The 21206-nt window shown below is 60.6% G+C and carries 21 protein-coding genes; 6 read left to right on the top strand and 15 right to left on the bottom strand.

Annotation, left to right across the window (positions count from 1 at the left end; translation table 11 throughout):
• Positions 1-2: 2 nt before the first annotated feature.
• From IMCC21224_RS04910 to IMCC21224_RS04880, 7 genes are all read right to left on the bottom strand, one after another.
• Positions 3-995: a TRAP transporter substrate-binding protein gene (locus IMCC21224_RS04910; RefSeq protein WP_047994399.1), complete on the bottom strand. Its 993-nt coding sequence runs from the start codon at positions 993-995 to the stop codon at positions 3-5.
• 112 nt (positions 996-1107) lie between these two features.
• The gene (locus IMCC21224_RS04905) at positions 1108-2481 is read right to left on the bottom strand and encodes an aminomethyltransferase family protein (RefSeq protein ID WP_047994398.1); all 1374 of its coding nucleotides are present in this window, start codon (positions 2479-2481) and stop codon (positions 1108-1110) included.
• A 72-nt stretch (positions 2482-2553) separates the two neighbouring features.
• Positions 2554-3603, bottom strand: a complete 1050-nt coding sequence (locus tag IMCC21224_RS04900; protein WP_047994397.1) for a 4-oxalomesaconate tautomerase — start codon at positions 3601-3603, stop codon at positions 2554-2556.
• The gene (locus IMCC21224_RS04895; protein WP_047994396.1) at positions 3596-4267 is read right to left on the bottom strand and encodes a 4-carboxy-4-hydroxy-2-oxoadipate aldolase/oxaloacetate decarboxylase; all 672 of its coding nucleotides are present in this window, start codon (positions 4265-4267) and stop codon (positions 3596-3598) included. Before IMCC21224_RS04895 ends, IMCC21224_RS04900 begins: the two co-directional genes overlap by 8 nt.
• A 10-nt stretch (positions 4268-4277) precedes the next feature.
• Positions 4278-5234 (bottom strand): VOC family protein, encoded by a 957-nt coding sequence (locus tag IMCC21224_RS04890; protein ID WP_047994395.1) that lies wholly within the window; start codon positions 5232-5234, stop codon positions 4278-4280.
• A 27-nt stretch (positions 5235-5261) separates the two neighbouring features.
• Positions 5262-5747: a cytochrome b gene (locus IMCC21224_RS04885; protein WP_053078894.1), complete on the bottom strand. Its 486-nt coding sequence runs from the start codon at positions 5745-5747 to the stop codon at positions 5262-5264.
• Positions 5748-5885: 138 nt separating this feature from the next.
• Complete coding sequence (locus IMCC21224_RS04880) at positions 5886-6620, bottom strand: PIG-L deacetylase family protein (RefSeq protein ID WP_047994394.1); 735 nt, start codon at positions 6618-6620, stop codon at positions 5886-5888.
• 276 nt (positions 6621-6896) lie between these two features.
• On the opposite strand from IMCC21224_RS04880, the gene IMCC21224_RS04875 reads away from it, so the two are divergent.
• On the top strand, positions 6897-8081 hold the full coding sequence (locus IMCC21224_RS04875; protein ID WP_047994393.1) for a LysR family transcriptional regulator: 1185 nt from the start codon (positions 6897-6899) through the stop codon (positions 8079-8081).
• 78 nt (positions 8082-8159) lie between these two features.
• On the top strand, positions 8160-9089 hold the full coding sequence (locus IMCC21224_RS04870; protein WP_047994392.1) for an MBL fold metallo-hydrolase: 930 nt from the start codon (positions 8160-8162) through the stop codon (positions 9087-9089).
• 52 nt (positions 9090-9141) lie between these two features.
• Here the strand turns inward: IMCC21224_RS04870 and IMCC21224_RS04865 are convergent, their stop codons facing one another.
• The 7 genes from IMCC21224_RS04865 to soxX form a co-directional block, all read right to left on the bottom strand.
• Entirely contained in the window at positions 9142-10152 is a 1011-nt protein-coding gene (locus IMCC21224_RS04865; protein WP_047994391.1) for a c-type cytochrome, read from the bottom strand.
• Positions 10136-11404, bottom strand: coding sequence for a sulfite dehydrogenase (gene soxC / locus IMCC21224_RS04860; protein ID WP_047994390.1), 1269 nt, complete (start codon positions 11402-11404; stop codon positions 10136-10138). Before soxC ends, IMCC21224_RS04865 begins: the two co-directional genes overlap by 17 nt.
• A 94-nt stretch (positions 11405-11498) precedes the next feature.
• Positions 11499-13202 (bottom strand): thiosulfohydrolase SoxB, encoded by a 1704-nt coding sequence (soxB, locus tag IMCC21224_RS04855; protein ID WP_047994389.1) that lies wholly within the window; start codon positions 13200-13202, stop codon positions 11499-11501.
• Positions 13203-13300: 98 nt separating this feature from the next.
• Positions 13301-14113: a sulfur oxidation c-type cytochrome SoxA gene (soxA, locus tag IMCC21224_RS04850; protein WP_369796040.1), complete on the bottom strand. Its 813-nt coding sequence runs from the start codon at positions 14111-14113 to the stop codon at positions 13301-13303.
• A gap of 82 nt (positions 14114-14195) precedes the next feature.
• Positions 14196-14525 (bottom strand): thiosulfate oxidation carrier complex protein SoxZ, encoded by a 330-nt coding sequence (gene soxZ, locus IMCC21224_RS04845; RefSeq protein ID WP_047994387.1) that lies wholly within the window; start codon positions 14523-14525, stop codon positions 14196-14198.
• A gap of 21 nt (positions 14526-14546) precedes the next feature.
• Positions 14547-14963 (bottom strand): thiosulfate oxidation carrier protein SoxY, encoded by a 417-nt coding sequence (gene soxY / locus IMCC21224_RS04840; RefSeq protein ID WP_047994386.1) that lies wholly within the window; start codon positions 14961-14963, stop codon positions 14547-14549.
• Positions 14964-15002: 39 nt separating this feature from the next.
• On the bottom strand, positions 15003-15476 hold the full coding sequence (soxX, locus tag IMCC21224_RS04835; RefSeq protein ID WP_047994385.1) for a sulfur oxidation c-type cytochrome SoxX: 474 nt from the start codon (positions 15474-15476) through the stop codon (positions 15003-15005).
• A 344-nt stretch (positions 15477-15820) separates the two neighbouring features.
• Between soxX and IMCC21224_RS04830 the strand changes: the two genes are divergently transcribed.
• Together IMCC21224_RS04830 and IMCC21224_RS04825 are read left to right on the top strand one after the other, a co-directional pair.
• Positions 15821-16156, top strand: a complete 336-nt coding sequence (locus tag IMCC21224_RS04830) for a helix-turn-helix transcriptional regulator (protein WP_047996874.1) — start codon at positions 15821-15823, stop codon at positions 16154-16156.
• Positions 16157-16201: 45 nt separating this feature from the next.
• Positions 16202-17248: a YeeE/YedE family protein gene (locus IMCC21224_RS04825; RefSeq protein WP_047994384.1), complete on the top strand. Its 1047-nt coding sequence runs from the start codon at positions 16202-16204 to the stop codon at positions 17246-17248.
• Positions 17249-17408: 160 nt separating this feature from the next.
• Here the strand turns inward: IMCC21224_RS04825 and IMCC21224_RS26385 are convergent, their stop codons facing one another.
• Positions 17409-18770 carry a YihY family inner membrane protein gene (locus IMCC21224_RS26385; RefSeq protein ID WP_197089165.1) on the bottom strand — a complete coding sequence of 454 codons (1362 nt, stop codon included), beginning with the start codon at positions 18768-18770 and terminating at the stop codon, positions 17409-17411.
• 202 nt (positions 18771-18972) lie between these two features.
• Here IMCC21224_RS26385 and IMCC21224_RS04815 point away from each other — a divergent pair, with 202 nt between their 5' ends.
• Together IMCC21224_RS04815 and chrA are read left to right on the top strand one after the other, a co-directional pair.
• A complete protein-coding gene (locus IMCC21224_RS04815; RefSeq protein WP_047994383.1) occupies positions 18973-19818 on the top strand; it encodes a hypothetical protein in 846 nt (281 codons plus the stop codon).
• Between the two features lie 95 nt (positions 19819-19913).
• Positions 19914-21194, top strand: a complete 1281-nt coding sequence (chrA, locus tag IMCC21224_RS04810; protein WP_047994382.1) for a chromate efflux transporter — start codon at positions 19914-19916, stop codon at positions 21192-21194.
• Positions 21195-21206 lie beyond the last annotated feature (12 nt).

The raw sequence follows: 21206 nt of genomic DNA, 5'->3' as shown, positions 1-21206 counted from the left end.
GATCAGTTGCCACGCATGGTTGCCAGCACATCCTCGGCACCGATTTCGGCGGCGATGACATCGGCCAGCGGATCGGTGATGGCACTGAAGGCCGCAGCCTCGTCCGCCGTCAGTTCGATCACGGTGTTATCTCCGGTCGACTGGATGGTGTCGAGAACCTGTTCGGCCCGCGCATTCCAGCCATCTTCGGCCGATTTCGACAGCGCACGCCCCGCGATGCTGTCAATGGCCGCGCGATGTTTGTCGGATAGCCCATCATAGCGCGCCTTGTTCATCACCACGTAAAACGAGATCTGACCAAGTGAGACGCCAGTGGTATAGCTGTTGGCAACTTCGTCCAGCTTGAAATCACCAATAGCGGATGCCCCGGTCACCACACCGTCAATCAGCCCAGTCTGCAACGAATTGTAGATTTCGTTCGCGGGCATCTGAACGGCGGTGGCGCCCAGCGCCTCGATCACGCGCGCCGCGGCCGAACCGGAAACCCGGATCTTGAGACCGGCAACATCGGCAGGTGTGCGGACATCATGGTCCTTCATGATAAAGACGTTGGGTTCCGACAGATACAGCGCCAGCGGCACAGTGGCCGGGAACTCACCCGAGATCTGGCCCGATTCATAGGCATCCCACAGGATGTCATAGCCATTCTGGCCGTCGGTTTTTACCCCTGGCAGCTCTGACAGCATGGTCTTGGGGAATTGCGACGAGGTGTAGCCCTGCAAACCCCAGACCATATCCGCGACGCCCTGCACCGCGCGCACATACTGCTCAAGCGGGCCAGCCCCCAGTTCACCGCCCGGATAAACCTGAATCTCAAGATCCGGGGACATCTTGGCAATTGCCGCCTGAAGCGGTTCGATGGTTGAGCTGGTGATGGTGTGCTGCGGCGGCACAAAATGTGCAAAGCTTAGCGTTTCAGCCACCGCTGGCATCGCGCCAAAGGCGGTCGCCACAATCGCCGTCGCGGCGTATTTTCCTACGGTCTTATAGAACATTTGTATTCCTCCCTTTTTTTATTTCGTATTCGCCCGGACCTGCGCTGGTGCAGGCTCCTGCGGGACGTTTAGTGCGGCATCGGTATCCCGCCTCCCGGGGGCCGCGCCGTGTCTAGGTTTGTGCGCGATAAGTCTGCCGCGCAGCCGCGTGGATCGGCCATGGCTGCGCGGTCGCGCCGACCATGATCTGCCGATGTTGTTCCACATGCGGTTTGCCGGTGCCACCGTTCTTTTCGCCCCACAGGATCGACAACGCCGTATCCGTAGCGGCCAGATCATCGCGTACCATGGCCAGAGAAATCCACGCACGCTCATTGGCTGAATAGACCGGATAGGTCGAAATCCCGACCATTTCGCCGTCATGCACCACCTGATCATAGGGGTGTGCGGCATAGTTTCCGGTCGGCAGTTCCATCAGCTTGGGCGCGGGAAAATCCTCCATCATGCCGGCAAAGATCGTCAGCACATCGTCCTTGTCCCAGACCAGAGTGACTTTGGTCCGGTGCGTCTGCTGCGCCATCCGTTCGAGCGCGGCACGCCCGATAAAGTCGTGGTCGAACTTGACCACCCGACCATAATCCAGATCCCAGGGCGTCAGGTAATAGTCTGCAACATTGTCCGGCTCAAATGACCCGCCGACCGACGTTGTTGCCTCGAATCCGGTGGCGGACAACCAGTCCCGGTACGGGGCCATCGCGTCGCCGGAATAGATCGCCGGCAAGGGTGACGGAATCCAGCCAGATTCCATCGCCGAGGTGGAATAGGCCCGCGACCCGGCCCGCAACAAGCCATGAGCAGCGCCCACTTCCATCAGCCGGGCCAGAACGGTTTCGCGGTCGCCGTAAGGCCCCCAAAGTTCCAGCCCCTGCGCGCCCCCCATACCATGGGCCAGCGTGCGTGCCTTACAGCCTGCGATAGTAATCTCACCCATGTTGAAGAACTTGGTGGTCAGCGGCCCGCCCTCGTTCACCGCGTTCAGGATATCGAGCGCGTTGGGGCCTTGCACCTCGAACCGGTAGAGCTTGCGCGGGGCGTCCGGGTTTTCGACACTGCGGATATCGAATTCCGTGGTGACGTCGAAATCACCCGTCTCGGCCTGATAGGCGATCCAGTTGGCCACCGGGGGCCGTCCGATGAACAGATATTCGTCGTCCTCAAGGCCAAACAGGATGCCGTCGCCGATCACATAGCCGTCGGGATTGACGCAGATCAACTGCTTGGCCTTGTTACGCCCGAATTTGGCAAAAGAGTTCACGCCGACATGGCTGAGCAGCCGCTGCGCGTCCGGGCCACGCACATAAAGGTCGGTCATGTGGTAGGACTGATCCAGCAGCACCGCCGACTGACGCCAGGCGCGGACTTCTTCGATCCAGTTGGTGAATTGCGGCGCAACAGGAAACGGATAGGCCCCCGCCTGCGCGTTTTGCAGCATCCGTGCGGCCCCGCCGCTCTGTGCGATCTTGTCGGCCAATGTGGTTGTGGTCACGCTCCGTCTCCCTTTTCCCTACGGTGTCGTCTCTGGACATGGTGTCATCCGGACTGCCCAGTGGTCCGGTCGTCACGGATACACTCGCCCCTCGAACAGCTTGCGTGCGGTGCGCAGCAGACCCGCCCCGGTGATTTGGCCATTCCCCCCCTGCTCCAGCAGGACTTCGGCGGCACCCGAGGGGTGTTCAACCCGGAACCGCCCATCGTCCGGCAGGACCGCACATCGCGCAGCGGGTGAACCACGCAGCGTGCAGGCGGTTGCCACCGTCACGGCGGCAAAGACACCGATGGTGGCATGGCAACGATGCGGGATGAACGAGCGGGTGTTGATCGCCCCCCCAGCCAGCGGGGCCGAGACCAGCGTCATCTTGGGCACCGATTTGTCCCGCACCTCCCCCAGCGCCATCAGCGGCCCGGCCTTCAGGCGGATCGCCTCAAGACGGGCTTTCACGGTCGCGTTCTGCTCTAAATCGTCGCGCGTTTCGGTACCAGTGATGCCAAAGTCACTGGCGCGCAGGATCACGCAGGGCATACCGTTGTCGATCAGGGTGCAGTCAGTCCCGTCGATCACATCAACCACATTGCCGGTGGGCAGCAGCGCGCCGCACATCGACCCGGCAATGCCCCGGAACATCAGCGGGATCGCAGCATGATTGCCGGGCACGCCATCGATGGCCGCATCGCCGTGATAGGTCACGTGGCCGTCCGGCGTCGCAATGGTGGCCACGGCCACTTCGCCGGTATTGACCATATGGATGCGCACCCTCGTTTCGCCCATAACAGCGGGGAACAACCCCATCTCAATCGCTGCGGGCCCGACGGCAGCCAGGATATTGCCGCAGCCCTGCGCGTCCGACACCAGCGTCTGATCAACAAAGACCTGTAGGAACAGATAGTCGATGTCCGCATCGTCGCGCGTTGACACAGACAGCAACGCCACCTTGGAGGTCAGAGGGTCGGCACCACCGATCCCGTCGATCTGTCGCGGGTCGGGCGACCCCATGACCCTCAGCAGCAGTGCATCCCGTGCATCCTGATCGCGCGGTAGGTCAGCGGCGTTGAACACCGCCCCTTTCGAGGTGCCGCCACGCATCCACAGACATGGGATGCCGTCAGACATATTTCAGGCCCTTTTCCGCAAGCCGTCCGCGCATGTCGTAAATGTCGAGGCCCAATTCACCCGAAGCAAGGCGGGCGCGCTTGGTCTCTTCGGCGTTCAACCGCTTTTGTGCCGCCTTCAGCACCTCTTCGGCCTCGGCGCTGCGGACGACAACCACACCGTCGTCATCAGCCACAATGACATCGCCCGCCTCGATGGCCTGACCGGCGCAGACGATTGGCACATTGACCGACCCCGGCGTTTCCTTGACCGTGCCCTGAGCTGAAATTGCGCGGGACCAGACCGGAAAGCCCATCTGTTCAAGATCCGCAACGTCGCGCACACCGGCGTCAATCACCAGCCCGCGACAGCCCCGCGCCACGGCCGAGGTCGCCAGAAGATCGCCGAAATACCCGTTGTCACAGGGCGAGGTCGGCGCCAGCACCAGAATATCCCCCGGTTGCAACTGCTCGATCGCGACATGCAGCATCCAGTTATCCCCGGGAGGAGCCGAGATTGTCACCGCAGAGCCGGCTATGCGCGCCCCGCGATAGATGGGGCGCATCTGCGCCGCCAAACAGCCGCGGCGGCCCTGCGCCTCGTGGACGGTGGCGACACCAGCAGCGCCCAGCGCGTCGATGGTGGCAGGGTTTGCGCGGGCTATATTCTGGACAACAATGGGCATAGTCGGCTCCTCAGGATTTGACCGGCGGGGTGCCGTGAGTGTGAAAGGTTTCGATGGTCTTCAGGCCCCAGGCCTGACCCTTTTTGCGGTCGGCTTCGGTCCAGACAACCGGTTCCCAATCGGGGGCAAGGATCAGCCGCGCGCCCGCATTGGCCAGTTCGATCCGATTTCCCGCAGGTTCCCAGACATACAGAAAGAATGTCCCCTGAATGGCATGTTTGTGCGGGCCGGTTTCGATATGCACGCCATTCTCAAGAAAGATGTCGGCCGCGCGCAGGATATCCTCGCGTTGATCGCAGGCATAGGTGACGTGGTGGAACCGCCCGGTGCCGCCGCCATGCTCTTCGGTGCAAGCCAGATCATATGTCTTGTTGTTGATGGTGAACCAGCAGCCGCCAATCCGACCGTTGTCGAGCTGGATCATCTCGGTCACGCGGCTGCCAAGGCAGGTTTCCATAAAGCGGCGAAATTCGCGCACGTCACCGGCCAGCAGGTTCAGGTGGTCGATCCGACGCGGACAGGCCCCCGTGTGGTGGAACCGGCTGGCGTTATTCTTGAGCGCAGGACGATCGGCATCGCCATGCTGGTATTTCACCGTGTCATAGTAAATCTCGAACAGATGGCCAAACGGGTCCTCGAACCGAAAGGCGCGACCATGGCTAAGGTCGCCATCATTCCAGCCAATCACCTTGTAACCGCTCGCCATGATCGCCTGCGCGCGACGCTCGAGCGCCTGCGGCGACGCAGCGCGATAGCCGATATGGCCAATCCCGGTGTTGTCCGAAAGGGTCAGCTTGAGCGTCGCAAACTCATAATCATCCCATGCGCGCAAATAGGCGCTGTCCGCATCCTGCCCCGACAGCGTCAGGCCATACACACGGGTAAAGAAATCGAGGCTGTCGTCGAATCGATCAGTTAGAATCTCGACATGGCCCAAATGGGCGAGGTCGAAACAAGGCTCAGTCATATGCTCCCCCCAGGAGTTGGCGCCGCCTCAACTCATGCGGCGCAACAAATCAGTCTTCCACCAGAACTGGTGAACCAGAACTGCCGCCACATGCAGGCAAAGAACTACCAGCAATGCCGTTGTTCCATATTCATGTGCACGGGCCATGGTTTCATTCCCCAGAAACCAGGCGCCAAATCCGGTCACAGGCAAGCCAAGCAGCAGAATGTAGAACGCGCCGTGCGCCAGCTTTGATATTTTCTGCGCTATATGAGGTTCTCTCGCGACTGGCAGCGGTGCCCCCTCAATGAGCCGCAACGCCAGCCGCCACACCGCAAGAACCGAGAGTACGGATCCAATCGCCGCGTGAGCGACAGACGTCACCGTCCACACCAAAGCTCCGTCGTCCAGTGTTTCCCGAAACGGCGCTGCCATCACATCGAACACAAAATATTGCTGGAAAACCAGAACGACTATGCTCCAATGCAGAACTTTCTGCGCCGTGCTGTAGCTCTCTGTGTCAGAATCAGTCAAAGGAGGTACTCCATGTTGCGTCGCCTTCGCATGACCAACATCAATTTTATTGACGCAAGGCTTGCCGAATGCTTAAGGCCCTCTGTGATAGAGCGTTACAGCATCCCGCGTAAGTGACCCATGCCGTCGTTTGCCGCCCTAAAGCTCATCGACCGTGCGCGGAAAGATAGATTCATACCCTTCGGCATATTTACAATCGCGCCCACCGGACTGGCCCCCTGAATTTCGCTTGAAATGGTTCGCGCGCTGTTCAGCGACCCGCGTATAGTACTCCCATAGATGCTCCTGACCCTGCATACACTCAACAGCGTCGCGTTTCTTCGCCCAGACCGGAGTGATGTCGAGGAACGTGTCCGGCTTCCAGCCCATCTGTTCAGTCTGGTGCGGCTCAAACAGATAGAGCTGCGGCGCGCCCAGCACTTCTTCGCCCGGATTGTGGCCCCAGGCTTGCGCGATCATCCGGCATTCCAACACCGCCTGCGTCGTGTTCATGTGATCGGTATTGTAGGGGTCGTATTTCGAATGACTGAACATAAAGGCTGGCTGCGCCTTACGGATCACGTCAACGATCTTCATCTTGTTCTCGCGCGTGAAGTCGAGCGGATAGTCCCCCAGATCAAGGCTGATCAGGTCGTGAACACTCAAAGCCTTTGCGGCATTTTCCGCCTCTTTGCGGCGCACATCCTTGACCCGATCAAGGGTCATGCCGTCTTGCTTCCACAGTTTCGCGCTTTCTCCGCGTTCGCCAAACGACAAGCACAACACTGTAACCTGATAGCCCAGCTCGGCATGGAGCGCGATGGCGCCGCCGCAACGCCAGACAAAATCCGCAGCATGTGCCGAAACGACAAGTGCGGATTTGGTGGCTGGCATCGGTTTCTCCCCTGAACGAAAGCTCGTGCAAACTCTGCACAGGGATTCAGCAGAGTTCAATTTTAAAGCCCGTGCAATAGCATAAGTTATGGCTATACCGGCTGGTGAAACGTAATACCCTGTGAACGGGGTTTCCTGTAGAGGCCGCACCATGCCATACGCAACCAATACCGCTGTCAGCGCGAAGCGCAGAGAGGGGCGCGCTGGATCTGATAGCGTTGCGCCAGATGGCAAAACGGTGTGGATGGCATCTGCTGTCCTACTAACGTCTGTCGCATGATTGCGCGTAACCTGCGGCATCTTCGTTGTTTTCTGGCAGTGGCCGAACTTGGCTCAGTCACGCTTGCGTCAGCGCGTTGCAACGTCACCCAGCCTGCAGTGACGCAGGCACTGGCCCGGATCGAAGCGCAGGCAGGCGGGCGATTGTTCGAGCGCACGCGGCGCGGGTTTTTCCTGACAGACCGGGGGGATGTGTTCGCGGATCGTGTGCGGCGCGCCTTTTCGCTATTGGACCCAAAACTGGCCGATCTTTCGCCACGCCTGCCGCTGACGGTTACGACAGCGCAGTTGCGGGCATTGATTGCGGTATGCGAGGCCGAGAATTTTACCCTGGCCGCGCGCCGTCTTGGTCTGGCTCAGCCGACGGTGCATCGGGCGGTGACGCAATTGGAAACCGAAACCGGGCGCACGCTGTTTCGTCGCGCCGTGCAGGGGCTGATCCCGACGCCGGTCGCCAACACGCTGGCCCATGCCGCGCGGCTGGCGTTTTCCGAGCTTGATCAGGCCGAGGCGGATCTGGCCGAACATGCAGGCCGCGAGGGCGGTCGGATCGTGGTTGGCGCACTGCCACTTTCGCGCTCGGTGTTGCTGCCGCAGTCGCTGGCGGCGTTTCGCGAGCAGCGCCCGACCCTGCCGATTAAGGTATTCGATGGGCCTTACGACAGCCTGTTGGCCGGGTTGCGCCGCGGAGAAATTGACGTGATCGTCGGTGCGTTGCGCTACCCCGCCCCGATCGGCGACGTGCGGCAGGAACCGCTGTTCGACGACCGACTGGCAATTGTCAGCCGCCCCGGACACCCGCTGGCGGCGCTCCGCGGGCTGGGCCCCAAGGAATTGACCGGCTACCCTTGGATTGTACCACGCGCGGACGCGCCGCTGCGCGCCCAGTTCGACGCGTTCTTTGGCGATGCCTGCGGTGAGCCCCCTGCCAGCACCATCGAATCCGGATCCATCCTGTTGATGCGTGAGACGCTATCGCTGGGGAATTTTCTGGGCTGCGTCTCGGGCCAGCAAGCCAAGGCCGAGATTGCGCGCGGCTTGCTGATTCGGCTCGATGTGGATGCCGCTTGGAGCGGACGGGCCATCGGCCTGACAACGCGCAAAAGCTGGCTGCCGACGCGGGCGCAACGGCTGTTTCTGGACATAATGCGCCAGATGGCAGAGCCGATCCGCAGCGCATGATCCCGGCCGGACACAAACCTTGCCAACTGCTGGAATTTGGTCATATTCAAAGGCATGAATTATTATAGGACGCGCAGTATGACCCTGACCCGCCGTCGCTTTATTGCCACTGGCAGCGCCTGCGCCGCCGGGGTCGCAGCCGTCAGCCTGTCGCCATCCCACGCCGTCGCGGCCAATAGCCTGAACCTTGGCTCAATCGAGCTAAGCACCGTGAGCGACGGGTTTCTGTCGCTGCCGACAGGGTTCTTTTTTGACCCAATGCCACAGCAACCTCTGGCCGAGATTATCGCGCGCTACAATCTGCCAACCGATATCCTGACCCCGCCTTGCAACGTGACCCTGATGCGGGATGGTCCACGCACCGTGCTGTTTGACGTTGGTTCCGGTCCGCATTTTGACCCCGGCGCGGGGCGTCTGGTCGACACGCTGGCGGCGCTGGACCTAAATCCTGACGACATCACCGATATTGTCTTTACCCATGCCCATCCTGATCACCTTTGGGGGCTGCTGGATGATTTTGATGATCCGCTGTTTCCCAATGCCACCTACAAGATCGGTCGCACGGAATGGGCCTATTGGATGGATCCACAGACGGTCGACACCATTGGTGCGGAACGCGTTGCCGTCGCAGTTGGATCACAGCGCCGACTGGCGATGATCGAAGATGCAATCACCCTGTTTGACGACGGGGACGAGATCCTGCCCGGCGTTGCAGCACGCGCCACCTATGGCCACACGCCCGGTCACATGGCATTCGAAATCCGATCCGGCACTGACGCGGCGATGATCGTTGGCGACAGCATCGGCAACCATCACGTCGCGTTTGAGCGGCCAGACTGGCCCACCGGGTCGGATCAGAATCAGGCGCAGGCGGCGATCACACGGGTGGCGCTACTGGACCAGCTTGCGCATGAGCAGACGCCATTGATTGGCTTTCATCTGACCCAGGGGGGTATCGGCCGGGTCGAGCGGCGCGACAGCACCTACCGCTTTGTCGCCGACCTCTGACCGAACTTCACGGCGCCCCCCGCCACTGCCGGGGCCACCGAGCGGCGAACTATCAGTCAACGCTGTTTAAATAGGCCGCCAGGGCGGCGATATCAGCCTCGGATTTCAATCCGGCAAATGACATCTTGGTGCCTTTGAGGAATTTTCGCGGATTGGCCAGAAACGCCGCCAGCTGATCCTCGGTCCAGACCAGCCCGTCGGATGCAGCGTCGATCATCGGTTTGGAATATTTGAACCCGTCCACCGCTCCGGCCGGCTGTCCCACAATACCGGTCAGGACCGGCCCCACACGGTTCTTGGCGCCTTCGCCCAGTTGATGGCACGCCTTGCATTTGCGAAACAACTTTTCACCCTCTGCGATCACTGCGGGGTCTGGTGTCGGTGCCGCGTCCTCAGCAGCGTCTGCATTGGTGGCGACCTCGGGCGTCGGGGCAACCTGGTCTGGCGTCACGTCCAGAACACGCGCGCGCATCGTCACCGCAACCGTGTCTTTGCACCCGGTCATGCAGGGTTCACCCACCCAAAGCGCATGTTCCACCGCAACCCGGTCATCCATAAAGAACCCGTTGGCATTGGGCATCTCGACCTGATCCACGGTGTCGTTCGACAGAACAAAGTCATCCTCGATCAGGAAATTGGAATAGAGGATATAGGCGACCAGCGCATAGACCTCGTCGTCGCTCAGCGTGCCGGCATCACCGAAAGGCATCGACCGTTTGACGTAATCCACGGCGGTCGACACATATGGCCAGTAAGACCCGACCGTTTTCAGCGGATCGTCATGATCCAGCGTTTTTGCGCCACCGGCCAGCTTGGGCCAGTTGCCGATCCCTTCGGCAAAATCGCCATGGCAGGCGGCGCATTTCTCGGCAAAGATCGGCTCTCCGGTCAGGGCGTCACCTGATCCCACCGGCAGGCCGGTGCCGTCGGGGCGGATATCATGATCCCATGCGGCAATCTCCTCGGGCAGAGCCGCGCGCCCCAGACCATAGGTTTGCGCCATAGCAGACCCGCTACACAGCAGCGCCGCAATCACGGCACAGGTTTCAGGAAACCTCGACATTTTCAGCCTCCCCATTGGTGCGGACCCACCATGTCTGGATCCCGTTGTTGTGGTAGATCGAATTCAACCCGCGCACGCCGCGCAACTGGGTTTTGGTTGGCTGGACATAGCCGGTGTCATCCATGGCCCGCGATTGCAGGAACATCTCTTGGCCGTCCCAGTCGGTGTCGAGGTAGAACCGCGTCAGAGCCATCTTTTCCCCTGGTTTGGCCAGGCGGGCTGTTTCCCATGTTTTGCCACCATCGCGGGACACATCCACCCGGGTGATCGCACCGCGCCCGGACCACGCCAGCCCGGTGATGACCAAGGGCCCGACACCATGCCGGATCGGCGCCTGCGGGCTGGGTGAGGTCACAACCGATTTGGCATCCATCGCCCAGGTGAATTTGCGGCTGGTGCCATCTGCCATGGTGTCGGTGTACTTCGACGTTTCTTCGCGGCTCTCTACCGGGGTGTCGGTGACTTCGATCCGGCGCAGCCACTTGATCCACAGGTTGCCCTCCCATCCCGGCACGACGAGGCGGACGGGATACCCATGTTCCTTGCGCAGCGCCTCGCCATTGGCCTTGAACGCGACCAAAATGTCATCCAGCGCCTTCTCGATCGGGATCGACCGCCCGTTTGACGACGCATCCGCCCCTTCGACATAGACCCATTTGGCCGAAGTGTCGTACCCCGCCTCTTGCAACAAGGTCCGTAGCGGCACGCCGGTATATTCCATATTGTGGATCATGCCGTGGGTGAACTGCGCACCGTTCAGTTGCGCCCCGGCCCATTCCATGCCCGAATTGGCGGCGCATTCACAGAAATAGACCTGATTTTCGCGCGGGAGCCGCTCAAGATCGGCATAGGTGAACACCAACGGACGGTCGACGAGACCGTTGATCATCAGGCGGTAGTCATCCTTGCGCAGCTCGATTGCGCCAGAATGGTGTCTCTCAAACGCGCAGCCCTGCGGTGTAATCGTCCCATCCAGCGCGTGGATCGGTGTAAAGTTGATCGAAGAGATCGTATCCGCCGTCAGCCACTCGACATTGCGACGGATCACATCGCCCTCGAACTCGATGGGCATGCCGTAGGGCGTCGCATCCACACCGTCGCCAAAGCCCTGCGCCCACGGTTGCACCTGCGTGATCAGTGGATCGGGATCGGCGGCCTGCGCAATGCCCGCGCCCGCGATGGTCCCACCGGCGGCCAACGTTCCCTTCAGGAATGCCCGGCGCGAGGTGCCGCTGTTGCTATCCTGGCTCATCTTTGCCTCCTTTCGCATCATAACATTCGACTATGTGAATAAATAAGCCCCTAAAAAACGACGAGGCCACCCAGCGCCCGCCGTCAGTCCGGTGTCAGGCGCCGATCACTTCGACGCTGGTGTTTTGGTCCAAGGTCACTGTGCCAAGTTTTCGAATATGGTCTTCGACCACATCCCAGATTTGCGGACCCTCGGTCCCCTCATTGACGCTGGCCCAGCCGGCCACGACATAGGACTTGGTCGGATCAATCACCTCACCCGTGCGCAGCAACGTCATCTCGGTGATACGGCTGCCCTGCGGCTTGGTTACGTCGATGCGGTAGCCCAGACCGCCCGTGCGCACCATATCGCCACCCTGCTGGTAATAGGGATCGGGGTTGAACAGATTGTCGGCCACATCCTCGAGCACAACATGCAGGAATTCGCCCGTCATTTCCGTACGATAGGCCTGGCCATATGTCATCGAGGTGACGTTGAATATATCCTCGCGGGTGATATCCTGACCGGGCAGGATCGACGGCCCCCAGCGTACACCCGGCGACAGGGCGATATCGGCCTCGCGTTCCGACAACAGCGCGTCGCAGATCAGATCGTCCCAGGTGCCGTTGAAATTACCGCGCCGGTACAGCAGCGTGTCGTCGGCGGTGGTGCCGATCACTTCGCTCAGCTCGGCGATATAGGGCGCACGCTGTTCATCAATCAGCGCGGTCAATGCCGGGTCGGGCGCGATCACGTCGGACAGGATCGGGATCAGCTTGTGACGGAATCCCATCATCCGGCCATTCTGCACATCCAGATCAACGCGGCTCACGAATTTGCCGTTCGATCCAGATGCCACGATGATCGTTTCACCCACCAGCACCGGTTCTGGCAGCGCGTCATGGGTGTGGCCCGACAGGATTACGTCAATGCCGCTCACTATCCCCGCCATCTGCTTGTCGACGTCAAAACCGTTGTGTGACAGGCAGACCACAAGTTCAGCCCCTTGGGCACGAACCTCATCCACCATCTGCTGCATGTGCTCGTCACGGATACCAAAGGAATATTCCGGGAACAGCCAGCCGGGGTTGGCAATCGGCATATATGGGAACGCCTGACCGATCACCGCCACTTTGACCCCGCCAGTTTCATAGAAACTATAGGGCGGGAACAGCTCGGCCGGTTCGTCCCATTCGGCGTCAAAGATGTTCTGGCCCAGCGCATCAAACGGCAAGCCCTGCACAATTTCGGCCACCCGGTCGCTTCCCAGCGTGAACTCCCAGTGAAAGGTCATCGCATCAGGCTTTAACGCATTCATCACGTTGACCATATCCTGCCCCTGCGTGTGGTAGCAGGTATAGCTGCCGTGCCAGGTGTCTCCGCCATCCAGCAGCAGCGCGTCAGGCCGATCAGCGCGGATCTGGTTGACGACCGTGGCGACACGATCAAGTCCCCCGACGCGGCCATAGCTGCGTGCCAGCGCGCTGAAATCGTCATGGGTCAGCGCATAGGCCGACGGGCTGCCGTCGTCGATGCCGTATAGCTTGCGAAAATCTTCGCCAGTCAGATGCGGCACCTGCCCCCGGTTCGCGCCCACGCCAATATTGACCGACGGTTCGCGAAAATACAGCGGTTTCATCTGCGCATGGATATCAGTGATGTGGATCAGCGATACGTTGCCAAAGGTATCGAACTGCAACAACTGATCCTGTGTCAGACTTTGTTGCGCCGCGAGCCGTGACCAGTTGCCAAAGCCCGAACCGCCATAAAGCGCGGCGGTCGCCATGCTGGTCTGAAGGAAATCACGCCGAGAGATCATTTTGGCACCTCTATATCACACATACATTCGAATTATTGAATGAATTGAAGTAGAAAAAGGCCCCTCACCGTCGCGCGGCGGGGGCCTTTTGCATCTTGTCAGTTGCGGATCGACGGACCCTCGACGCTCAGTCCGTTGCCGCGCGAGGCGACATACAGCTCAAGCGCGACAAATTCCGGGCTGCCGGGGTTGAACGTCTCGGCGCGGGTGTCACGAATACAGCCCTTGAAGCGGTCTTGCACGGCGTTCAGCTTGGTATTCTTTAGCCGGTAGGTCGGGAAACCGTTGATCTGACCCTGACTCAGATGGTCAGCACGGATCATGTTGCCGAAATTATCCTCGTGGCAATTTGCACAGGACAATTCGAGCTGGCCGGTGCGGGTGTAGTACAACTCCTTGCCCGCCTCCCACGTGGATTGCGCCGGGCCGTCGATGGCGACGTTAACCGGATGGCCACGCGCCACAGACGACAGCAGCGCGGTCATGTCGACCATATCACCACCAGTGTATTTCCATGCCTCGGCCCCCATGCGGGTGGTGCGGCAATCGTTGATCTGCATCTCCAACGTGCGCACTTCGCCCGCAGCCTCGTTCCACTTGGGATAGGTCGGACGCACCGCTGCCATCTCGGTGGATGCACCGTGACAGCTGGCGCATGACTTGCCCTCGGAACCATCGACGGTGTTCCAGTCCTCTTCGGCATTTTCGACAAAGATCATGCCGGGATTGTCGAAATCGTCGGCCTGCATGACCCGCGTTTCGACCCCGCGGAACAGCCAGCCCGACAACACCTCGTCGAATGTATCGGCCAGATGCGGTGGTGCTGCGGTGCGCGTCACCATCGGTATCTCTTCGTTCAACTCCAGCGTGTCGTCCGCCGGATCCGCGACGGAAAACGTGACCGAGGCCATAAGCACCCCGACCGCGCCGGTGATCGCTGACAATCTCTTCATAATCCTGTTCCTCCCAGAAACGGCACTGAAACGGTACCGTTCAGCCGATCGTGATCGATTTCTTGTCTTCGTAGACCGAGCCGTCGTCGTCGTACCAGGTAAAGGCAAATTCGCCTGCTTCGGGAACCGTCGCCTGGAATTCGAAATACGGGTTGGTCGATATCGCGGGTTCAAGCGTCACGTCAATCACGTTCTCACCGTTGAAATCGCAGGTAAAGCGATTGATGATCGACCGCGGAATAACATTGCCGTCACCATCTTTGCGCTGACCAGATTCCATCGTGTGGCTGATAAGCGTCTTGATGGTGATGACCTCACCCGCGGCGGCGCTTTTGGGTACTTTGACCCGGGGTTTTACATCTGATGCCATGTCTCTTCTCCCTGTGCCTGATCAGCCGCCGCAGCCGCCGATGGTGACCTTGACCATGCTGGACGCCTGCGCAAACGAACCGTCGGCCAGCTTGGCAATGGCAATCACATCCTGCGTCTTCGCCAGGCGAATGCGGGTCGATGCCTGCTGCGCACCGGCCAGAGCGCCAAATTTGAACGTCGCCACCGGCGGCACCGGGTTGCCGGTCGCCAGCACGAGGATTTCTGTGGCGCCGGGGGCATCCACCTCGATCGGAACGGTATTGCCGTTTTCGGCAATCTCGGGCGCGGTGAGGGTGATTCCGGTGTCGGCCACACTGGCACCGCCGGTAAAGGCGGCAATCGCCTCGTCCGTGGCGGCCTGCGCCCGATACGGCAGGCCAAAGGCCACAAAGACCCCGGCGCCGAGCAGTAGTGCGTTGCGTCTTGTCAGCTCCATGTCGAAAGCCTCCTGTCTGTTGAACCGGCGACCCGCGCCTCAGTCCTTGAGTGTCACGAGATAGGCAACCACGTCTTCGACCTGCTGGGCCGAAAGAAGCGGGCCGAATGTGTCGTCCGCAGCCTTGCCGGTAAAGGCCTTGCCGGGCCGGACAAAGCCTTCGGTCTTGTAAAAGGACGGCATCATCGTGCCGTCGAACATCATCTTGGCGTTGGCCACGATACCGCGCAGCTCGCCTTCGCTCCAACGATCACCGGCCCCATCAAGGATGGGTCCGATATTGCCCTGGAACGGCACGTCCGCCATGGCCGAAATTTCGTGGCAGGCGACGCAATTGCCGTCCGACCGGCTGCCCATGATCTTGCGACCGCTGGCGGGGTCTCCGGGCTGGCCTGACAGCGATTGTGCAATGGCACCCGAATCGAATGCAACCGCAGTCGGTGCGATTTCTTCAGCAGACAGGATTGTCGTGGACAGCCCCATCGCAATCAAACTGGTGGTGAACCGTTTCATGTGCCCTCCCGATACATGTCGACCGTGGTATAGCCTAGCGCAGGCAAACGTAAATACGCAACTACAAATTCAAAAACATGAATTTTATGATTTATCCGACCTGCCCGCCATCGCAATGATCGCGCGCAAATTCCCGGCACACGCGGCACAATGCCCGCCAATTGCGGCGCCACAACACGGTCGAACTTGTCTTATTCATATATTCAAATTACGTTGTATCATAACAGGGCTGGTCCAGGGCGGCGGGTGGCTGTGACGTTGATCACCAGCGGGATCTGGTCATCGCAGCATTGACCGTTTGACGGACGACCCCATTGCTGAACGAACTAGAGGAAACGCACCCTTTGGCCCTACCGGTTTTCGACACCACCTCTTCTGCCGAAGAGCTTGACAAGATGGCGGAAAATGCCATGGCGGCGGCAAACTTTCTCAAGGCGATCAGCCACGAGGGTCGGTTGATGATCCTGTGCCATCTTGCCTCGGGCGAAAAATCAGTGACCGAGCTCGAGGATCTGCTGTCGGCCCGGCAGGCGGCCGTGTCACAGCAATTGTCACGTCTGCGCCTCGAAGGGCTGGTGACGCCGCGACGGGATGGCAAGGCGATATATTATCGACTGGCCGATGACCGGCCACGCCAGATCATGGAAGTGGTCTATGATCTGTTTTGCAGGCGGGACTGACGATACCTCAGACCTGCCGGTCGCCCGGAGGAGGGGCGCGCCATTTTGCTGGACCATATCTCAGAGCCGCTGCTGATTGCAGTGATCGGATTCGGTGGCGGGATGCTGCTGGGTCTTGCGGCGCGGCTTGGGCGATTCTGTACGCTCGGCGCGATCGAGGATCTGCTCTATGGCGGCAACAGCGACCGGGCGCGGATGTGGGGAGTCGCGATTGGCGTGGCGATTGTCCTGACCTTTGGGCTGGCGTTGGCAGGATTTCTGGACCTGCGGACAACGCTCTATCTGTCGCAAGGCTGGTCGCCGCTGGCCAGCATCGTCGGCGGGCTGGTGTTTGGCTATGGCATGGCCCTGGCCGGCAATTGCGGTTACGGCGCGCTGGCGCGGCTGGGCGGCGGCGATCTGCGATCGTTTGTCATCGTTCTGGTGATGGGCGTGTCGGCATATGCCACGCTCAACGGGCCCCTGGCGGCGCTGCGCGTGGTGCTGTTTCAGCCCGACGGATCAACAACCCCGCCCGGCATCGCGCATCTGACGGCAGACCTGAGCGGCCTCTCACCAGAATTCATCGGCGTGGCGGTCGGCCTTGTGCTGCTCGCGCTTCTGATCGGAAGCGGCCCGGTGCGACTGTCGCGGTTCCTGTGGGCGGCGGTGGTGGGACTTGCCGTGGCGTCGGGGTGGGCTGGAACCTATTGGGTCGCTTCGCACGGTTTCGCAGACACACCGGTCATGTCACACACGTTTTCGGCGCCAGTCGGCCAGACCATCCTCTATACGATGACATCCTCGGGCAACCATCTGACCTTTGGCATCGGATCGGTCACTGGCGTCCTCGCGGGCGCGTTTCTGGGCAGCCTGCTGCGCCGCCAGTTCCGGTGGGAGGCCTGCGAAGACCCGCGCGAGCTGCGCCGCCAGATTCTGGGCGCCGGACTGATGGGCGTCGGAGCCGTCGTCGCAGTCGGATGCAGCATCGGTCAGGGATTGTCGGCGTTTTCAGTTCTGGCCCTCAGCGGGCCGGTGACGCTGGCCGCGATTGTGGCCGGCGCTGCACTGGGGCTGCGGCAACTGATCGTCGGCTTTCGCCATTTGGTCTGAGGTGCCGGATCGGGGCAAGCGTGCAAAATATATCCAGTCTGTAAAGGCTTGGCGACGATACCGCGCGACATGATCAGCGTAGAAGCGGAGCTAATCACTCTATCCGCTGAGCATTGCACGCAAACCGTCGAAAAGGGAAAATCCAGCGTCTGTTCGGGACTTAATCCTTTTGCGCGGCGGACGCAGGCAAGGCCGCTGTCACATCCTGCGAGGCAAGGATCGCTTGCGCCACCGAGATATCCAGTATCTGCGCTTCGGCCTTGTGCAGTTGGACCAGCAGGCGCCGGGTCTCAGCGGTTTCTCGAACCAGTTGCCGCGTCACCTCGTCCGGCAAAACGCCGGGCTGCGTCGGATCAACGCCCAGTGCCAGACCCAAATCCACCGCCAGTTCGCGCATCGTGGTGGCATGCAAATCGCGGCTAAGCGCCAGACATCCCTCATCGGTTTCGACCACATAGCCGGTGTCGCGCAACCGATCAAGGACCTCGTTTCGCGCATTCAGCGGCGCAGCCGTGACCAGCTCTTCCTCGTCGATCACGCCGCCAGTTTTGGCGTGCTGCAACAATTTGGCCAGAACGCTCATGGTGATTTCCAGCCGGTCCGAGGGCCGCAGCGTCACCCCCAGAACACCCGACCGCGCCAGCCACCAGTCGGGAAAAGACGCGGCAAAAACCGCCCCAAGAATGATCACCATCCACGAGGTGTAGATCCACACCAGAAAGACCGGCACCGCAGCAACGGCACCATAGATCGTCTCATAACTGGATCCAGAGGTGAGAAAGCGGTTAAAGCCCCAGCCCAGAATACCAAAGGACACCGCCGCAAAGATTGCGCCAATCAGCGCGTGCCGAATCCGCACCCGCCGCGCCGGAACCAGAACAAACAGCGCCGTGAAGCCAACGATATTGATTGCAAAGCCAGCCAGACTTTCCAGGATCCAAGAGCCGCTTTTCACCACCTCGGCCTGAATCCCCAAGGTAAGCAGATCCGACGTGTTGGCAAACTTCATCAGGTCAGACGACAGGGTAAAGCTGGCCCCGATCAGCAGCGGACCCAGCGTGAGAATGGCCCAGAAAATCAAAAAACGCACCAGTATCGGGCGCGGACGTTCGACATGCCAGACGCGGTTCAACGTATCCTCTACCGTTGACAGCAGCAGAACTGCCGCCACCGCCAGCGCCACAACGCCGATGGTGGTCAGATTGCTGGCGTTCTGGGTAAAGTTCGACAGATAGTCCGAAATAGCCGCCCCTGCCTCGGGGACAACAGCGTTGAAGAATACCGCCTGCATGCGCTCTTTGACCGCGTCAAAGGCGCGAAAACTGGACAGGATTGCAAAGGCAATGACCAGCAGTGGCACCAGCGCCAGCAGCGTGGAATAGGTCAGCGACGCCGCCGCATTGTTCATGCGCTCGGCAAAGAACCGGCGCACCGCAAAGACGACAAAATGCCCCACATCGGTGGCAATGGCCGCGAGGCGAGTCTGTTTCCAGGATTCGATTTGGGTGCGCAGATCTGTCATGCGGCAGTACATAGAACGATTCCCCCGGGAAACTCAGGGGCCGCAAAACTTTTCGCGGGCCTGTGATGGGTTGGGGCAACGGTTGTTGCAGGATGGGGCCATGTATCGGCCCGATTAATCGCATCTCATAAAATGACTGGCGCGGACCGACTGGATCGGCAGACTGGGGACAATCCCGTTTTATTCAGGTCGCATGCCCTCCATGAACTCATCTTCCCTCTCGCCCAGGTCGATCCGGCCCCGCACCCTCGGCGCGCTGTCGCACGCTTTGCAACAAATGCACCCGCAAGGAGCCGTTGATGACAAGGGATATGCCGCATCCTATCTCGACAATCTCTTGCCGTTGGTGTCCCCCGCAGATTTCGAGGCCGACCTAGAAGCCGGGGATGGCAATGAGCTGGCGACCAAGTTTCGCGCCGCACATTCCTCGTCTGCTCTGGCGGTAAATTGCTTTGCACCCTTTCGCAGCCGTTTGTCGGATTTGGTGCTGCCCTTGGGGCAGGATTTCACCCGGTTGCAGTTCGAACGCAAATGTCCGACCGGATTGCGGGGCGGACGCGCGCCCAATCTAGATCTTGTGCTTGAAGGGGCCACCAGCGTCGTCGGCGTGGAATCCAAGCTAACGGAAATGCTGGGTCGCCACCGCGCCGCGTTTTCCGACGCCTATCGGGATCAGATCACCGATTTTCGCCGCACTCAGGGCTATTTCCGTGAAATGCTGCGCCTGAGAGAGGCCCCTGACAGCTACGCACGGCTGGACGCTGCGCAGTTGATCAAACACGCCTTCGGTCTGGCCCGCTGCTTTGGTGACCGACCGGTGACGCTGTTGTATCTGTATTGGGAGCCAGCCAATCCGGAATGCGATCCAATCTTTGCCGCCCACCGCCGCGAGATCGCTGAGTTCGCCGACCGTGTGGCCGACGCGACGCCAACATTTGCCGCACTCAGTTACCCCGAACTCTGGGCGTTCTGGCAACACCACGCACCGCCGCAATGGTTGCCGGGGCACCTAGAGGCACTGCATCAACGCTATGGGATGGCGATCTGACAGGCGGCCCGGCCACCGCCATATTGCTGCGGAAGCGTTGCCCCGATACCCGCAATGACATGACGCCTCGACGCAAAAAACAGCGGATCTGAACCATGACGGACCCCTACTCCCCCAAAGGCACTGTTCCCGCGCGCGAAAGCCTGGCCACCTTTGCCCGGATCGGGGTGTTGTCGTTTGGCGGGCCGGCAGCGCAGATCGCGCTGATGCACAAGATCATCGTCGAGGACAAAGGCTGGCTCTCTGAACAGCGGTTTCTGAACGCGCTTAGCTTTTGCATGCTGCTGCCCGGCCCCGAAGCGATGCAACTGGCCACCTATGCCGGCTGGCGATTGCATGGCGTTCGGGGCGGGCTAAGCGCGGGGCTGTTGTTTGTGCTGCCGGGGGCGTTGGTAATGCTGGCTCTGGGCGCGCTCTATGTGGCCTACGGGGATGTGCCGCTGATGGCGACGCTGTTTCTGGGCGTCAAGGCGGCGGTTCTGGCAATTGTCCTTGAGGCGCTGCTGCGGGTGTCGCGTCGTGCGCTCATCGGGTGGGATCACTGGATTCTAGCCGGTCTGGCCTTTGTCGGCATCTTCTTTCTGGCACTGCCCTATCCGCTGATTATCCTGATCGCGGGTCTGTATGGTGCCTTCTTTGGCAGGGCCGTCCCAGAGGCTGCTGCCCCGGTCCACATCTCATTGCGCCGGACCGCGGCTACGGTCACCCTGGGCCTGTTGATCTGGTTGCTGCCGCTGGCGATGCTGGACACCGTCACCGACCACGCTGTCCTGTCCGAGATCGGCGTGTTCTTTGCCAAGCTGGCGGTGGTCACCTTTGGCGGTGCCTACGCCGTTCTGGCCTATATGGCGCAGGATGTGGTGACCGGCTTTGGCTGGCTGAGCGCGGACGAGATGATGGACGGCCTAGGTCTGGCGGAAACCACACCCGGCCCGCTGATCCTGGTGACGCAGTTTGTTGGCTATATCGCCGCTTTTCGTGCTGGGGGGTACGGCATCGCCCTCGGTGGGGCGGCGGTCACGCTCTGGGTGACGTTTGTGCCCTGCTTTTTGTGGATATTCGCCGGAGCCCCTTACATCGAATGGATCGCGGCGCAACCACGCCTCAAGGGGGCGTTGCAGGCGATCACGGCGGCTGTTGTCGGTGTCATCCTAAATCTATCGGTCTGGTTCGGCCTGCATGTGCTGTGTCGAGAGGTCGCGCAATCAACGATCGGCCCGGTGACGCTCTGGCGCCCCGAGCTTGCGTCACTGGACTGGCGCGCTGCCATGTTGTCGCTGCTCTGTGGTGTGCTCTTGCTGCGGTATCATCTGGGGATCGGCTGGATTCTGATGCTGTCCGCAGCTCTGGGCTGGTGCCTTGTCAGCGCAGTATAAGCTGCGCGTTCA

It is taken from the genome of Puniceibacterium sp. IMCC21224 (assembly GCF_001038505.1).
Taxonomy (GTDB): domain Bacteria; phylum Pseudomonadota; class Alphaproteobacteria; order Rhodobacterales; family Rhodobacteraceae; genus Puniceibacterium.
The sequence above is the reverse complement of the archived record's forward strand: the minus strand, read 5'-3'. Positions and strand labels throughout refer to the sequence as shown.